Here is a 3,507-nt window from a genome sequence, read left to right on the forward strand (position 1 = left end):
CGGTGTTCCTGCCCGTATTTTGAGAACTGTATAGTGGACGCGAGCATCTCTTTGTAGCGTAATTTTGTTGTTTTGTTTTGTGACAAGCTACTAAGGGCAATCGGTGGATGTCTTGGTACCAAGAGCCGATGAAGGACGTTGGAGCCTGCGATAAGCCCCGGGGAGTTGGCAACCAAGCTGTGATCCGGGGGTGTCCGAATGGGGAAACCCAGCTGGCATTCTAAAGCCAGTTACCAGTGCCTGAACACATAGGGTTCTGGAGGGAACGCGGGGAAGTGAAACATCTCAGTACCCGCAGGAAGAGAAAACAATTGTGATTCCGTGAGTAGTGGCGAGCGAAAGCGGATGAGGCTAAACCATGTGCGTGTGATAGCCGGCGTGCGTTGCGTATGTGGGGTTGTGGGAGCATTCAGACACTAATGCCGTGGTGTCGGAGAGTTATAAATCATCGTTGAAGTCGAATCTTCTGGAATGTTGAGCCGTAGTGGGTTATGGCCCCGTAGGCGTAAGACGGTGACTCTCGAGTGTTTTCCCGAGTAGCACGGGACTCTTGAAATCTTGTGTGAATCTGGCGGGACCACCCGCTAAGCCTAAATACTTCTTGGTGACCGATAGCGGACTAGTACCGTGAGGGAAAGATGAAAAGTACCCCGGGAGGGGAGTGAAATAGTACCTGAAACCGGTTGCCTACAATCCGTCGGAGCATCTCCTTGTGGGGTGTGACGGCGTGCCTTTTGAAGAATGAGCCTGCGAGTTAGTGGTGTGTGGCGAGGTTAACCCGTGTGGGGTAGCCGTAGCGAAAGCGAGTCTGAATAGGGCGTTTTAGTCGCATGCTCTAGACCCGAAGCGGAGTGATCTATCCATGGGCAGGTTGAAGCGTGGGTAAGACCGCGTGGAGGACCGAACCCACCAGGGTTGAAAACCTGGGGGATGACCTGTGGATAGGGGTGAAAGGCCAATCAAACTCCGTGATAGCTGGTTCTCCCCGAAATGCATATAGGTGCAGCGTCGCGTGTTTCTTACCGGAGGTAGAGCACTGGATGGTCTAGGGGGCTTACCGGCTTACCGAAATCAGCCAAACTCCGAATGCCGGTAAGTGAGAGCGCGGCAGTGAGACTGCGGGGGATAAGCTCCGTAGTCGAGAGGGAAACAGCCCAGATCACCAGCTAAGGCCCCTAAGCGATTGCTAAGTGGAAAAGGATGTGGAGTTGCCCAGACAACCAGGAGGTTGGCTTAGAAGCAGCCACCCTTGAAAGAGTGCGTAATAGCTCACTGGTCAAGTGATTCCGCGCCGACAATGTAGCGGGGCTCAAGCAATCCGCCGAAGCTGTGGCATTCATACTAGTACTCGGCTCAGACTTGTTCTGGGTCCAGGTGTGTGGATGGGTAGGGGAGCGTCGTGCAGCGTGTGAAGCAGCCTAGTGATGGAGTTGTGGATGCTGCACGAGTGAGAATGCAGGCATGAGTAGCGAATGACGGGTGAGAAACCCGTCCGCCGGATGATCAAGGGTTCCAGGGTCAAGCTAATCTGCCCTGGGTAAGTCGGGACCTAAGGCGAGGCCGACAGGCGTAGTCGATGGACAACGGGTTGATATTCCCGTACCGGCATTAACACGACCCGACCGAACCTGCTGATGCTAAGCCAACTAAGTCGTGATGTCTTCGGATGGATCGGTGGCGTTGGTGGCCCGAGGTGGTAGTAGGTGCATTGAGGAGTGACGCAGGAGGGTAGTCCAACCGCGGCGATGGTAGGCGTAAGCTGATCCGCGGGCAAGGTGGTAGGGCGAGGCATAGGCAAATCCGTGTCTCATATAGCCTGAGAGCCGAGGCGGACCCGTTTAGGGGAAGTGGATGATCCCATGCTGCCGAGAAAAACTTCGCAGTGAGTGTTAGAGCCGCCCGTACCCCAAACCGACACAGGTGATCAGGTAGAGAATACCGAGGCGATCGAGTGAACCATGGTTAAGGAACTCGGCAAAATGCCCCCGTAACTTCGGGAGAAGGGGGGCCGGAACCGTTACCTCACTTGCTGGGGGAAGCGGTGATGGCCGCAGAGACCAGGCCCAAGCGACTGTTTACTAAAAACACAGGTCCGTGCGAAGAAGTAATTCGATGTATACGGACTGACGCCTGCCCGGTGCTGGAACGTTAAGGGGACAGGTTAGCTGGTTTCGGCCGGCGAAGCTTTGAACTTAAGCGCCAGTAAACGGCGGTGGTAACTATAACCATCCTAAGGTAGCGAAATTCCTTGTCGGGTAAGTTCCGACCTGCACGAATGGCGTAACGACTTGGGCGCTGTCTCAACCGTGGACTCGGCGAAATTGCATTACGAGTAAAGATGCTCGTTACGCGCAGCAGGACGGAAAGACCCCGGGACCTTTACTACAACTTGGTATTGGTGGTCGGTACAACTTGTGTAGGATAGGTGGGAGACTGTGAAGCTCGGACGCCAGTTCGGGTGGAGTCATCGTTGAAATACCACTCTGGTTGTTCTGGCTGTCTAACTTTGGTCCGTTATCCGGATCAGGGACAGTGCCTGGTGGGTAGTTTGACTGGGGCGGTCGCCTCCTAAAAGGTAACGGAGGCGCTCAAAGGTTCCCTCAGCCTGGTTGGCAATCAGGTGTCGAGTGTAAGTGCACAAGGGAGCTTGACTGTGAGACAGACATGTCGAGCAGGGACGAAAGTCGGAACTAGTGATCCGGCGGTGGCATGTGGGAGCACCGTCGCTCAACGGATAAAAGGTACCCCGGGGATAACAGGCTGATCTTCCCCAAGAGTCCATATCGACGGGATGGTTTGGCACCTCGATGTCGGCTCGTCGCATCCTGGGGCTGGAGTAGGTCCCAAGGGTTGGGCTGTTCGCCCATTAAAGCGGCACGCGAGCTGGGTTTAGAACGTCGTGAGACAGTTCGGTCCCTATCCGCTGCGCGCGCAGGAGACTTGAGAAGGGCTGCCCCTAGTACGAGAGGACCGGGGTGGACGAACCTCTGGTGTGCCAGTTGTTCCGCCAGGAGCACGGCTGGTTGGCTACGTTCGGGAGTGATAACCGCTGAAAGCATCTAAGCGGGAAGCACGCTTCAAGATGAGGTCTCCCACCGGGTTAACCGGGTAAGGCCCCCAGTAGACCACTGGGTTGATAGGCCAGAAGTGGAAGCATCGCAAGGTGTGTAGCTGACTGGTACTAATAGGCCGAGGGCTTGTCACACACCACACACTGTGTGGGACGTGGCTTCAACGCTGCGCTACAAGTAACAAGTTATGTTCGCGTTCACTGTACGGTTCCCGGAATACGGTCAACCCCCAGCCCCACCCCGCGAGGGGTGTGTGTGGCTCGTGGTAGTGGTTGGTTGATATTTCGATAGAGTTTCGGTGGCCATAGCGTCGGGGAAACACCCAGTCTCCATTCCGAACCTGGAAGTTAAGCCCGACAGCGCCGATGGTACTGCGACCGGGAGGTCGTGGGAGAGTAGGACGCCGCCGGACATTCACACTGTTAAGGGCCACCCC

At 55.7% G+C, this 3,507-nt stretch carries 2 rRNA genes; both read left to right on the forward strand.

Annotated features, from left to right (window positions below):
- Positions 1–80 precede the first annotated feature (80 nt).
- Positions 81–3,205 (forward strand): 23S ribosomal RNA (locus tag ACGFH6_RS44595).
- Positions 3,206–3,365: 160 nt separating this feature from the next.
- Positions 3,366–3,483, forward strand: a 5S ribosomal RNA gene (rrf, locus tag ACGFH6_RS44600).
- Positions 3,484–3,507: the final 24 nt, after the last annotated feature.

The sequence above is a fragment of the Kribbella sp. NPDC049227 genome (assembly GCF_043197265.1).
Taxonomy (GTDB): domain Bacteria; phylum Actinomycetota; class Actinomycetes; order Propionibacteriales; family Kribbellaceae; genus Kribbella.